At 59.1% G+C, this 1,302-nt stretch carries 1 protein-coding gene; it reads right to left on the bottom strand.

Annotated features, from left to right (window positions below; genetic code table 11):
* Window positions 1-879: 879 nt before the first annotated feature.
* On the bottom strand, window positions 880-1,302 hold a 423-nt coding region (locus tag H536_RS0122205), incomplete at its 5' end, for a transglutaminase-like cysteine peptidase (protein WP_024352483.1).

The raw sequence follows: 1,302 nt of genomic DNA on the forward strand, positions 1-1,302 counted from the left end.
GCCACTCACCTATGCCGGATGGCGCCGGCCAGCGCAACACCCTGCCGATCGATAGGCCAGTAAAATCAATGTATTAGAAGAATTCTAAACTAGGCCGCCGGCAACGCCCCGGTTCCGGCCGCCGGTCGCGGAGGCGTCAGTCGGTCAGAACCCGCTGGGGCGGAAACGAAATTTCCACCAGCGTGCCTTCGCCCGGCGTCGAGGACATGGCGAAGCCGGCGCGGTTGGCTTCGGCCAGCGCCTTGGTCGCCGTCCTTACGGCTCCGCAAAATTGCGGACACTCCCATCAGTCATTATTGAATGATCGCCGCAGGTTTTCCGCCGTTTGTTTAACGGCCAATGGGCCGCCACGGCTGGGCTGGCTTCGTGCTGATCACCCTATGGGACGGGCAGTAGGACGAGCCCGACGAGCGCTCCTGGTCGTAGTAGTGGGTTCCCGTGTCCATGACGCCACCGCCATCAGACAGCGGCACCCCGCCTTGTTGTCGACGATCGGCACCGGCGTCGAGCCGGGTAGAGGCTCAAAGGCATTGAGGCGACGGCATCAATCAGCTTGTCAGACAACGCCTGTTCCACGGCTCATCCTCCCCGTGCGTGTGATGCATGAAAAATCTTCCCCTCGCACAACGGACTGATTGCCGACGCACTGGCCGCCCTCGCGCGGGGCGCGTACTGTTCCGTTATTCGCGCTGCCGGCACAGAATTTCCTCTAGCTCCCTCTATTTTATTGGACGGGGACGGATCGCGCAAATGCATTGCGCGATTGCTGTCTCGGGATAAATGGCTGAAATAGAATGTATCCATCTGTGATGGCTTCTACGATATCACCAGCAACCCATGCGAAAACCCGTCGCGAGAGTTATCCTATCCAGTAGCCGATCACCGCACGCTACCGACGAGGATGTCGCGGTCGTCCGCTATGCCAATCCATTTCCCGGAGTCGAGTTCCGACTGCCGCTTTAGATAAAGATAATCCGTCTCGTTCCAGGGAAGGATTCGCTCATCAAGGTTGTCGAGCACGAAGTCGCCTTCGCTGGTTCGCACTGTCAGCACGGCGTGGCCTGCACCGTTGCGCTGACGAAGAACGGTGATAAGGAGGGCCGAACGGGGAATACCTGCACGCTGGAGCATATACTGCTTCAGAAGCGCAAAGTCTTCGCAATCACCTTGTTTAGTGGGGTAGACCCAACGCTCGGCGACGCCGAACATCTCTTCGTCGGTTCGCGGGATGATGACCGTGTTAACGGAGCCGTTCACCTCGATCAACTGCGACCAGAGATCCTCGGTCAGGGTCGGAACGAC

It is taken from the genome of Aurantimonas coralicida DSM 14790 (assembly GCF_000421645.1).
GTDB lineage: Bacteria > Pseudomonadota > Alphaproteobacteria > Rhizobiales > Rhizobiaceae > Aurantimonas > Aurantimonas coralicida.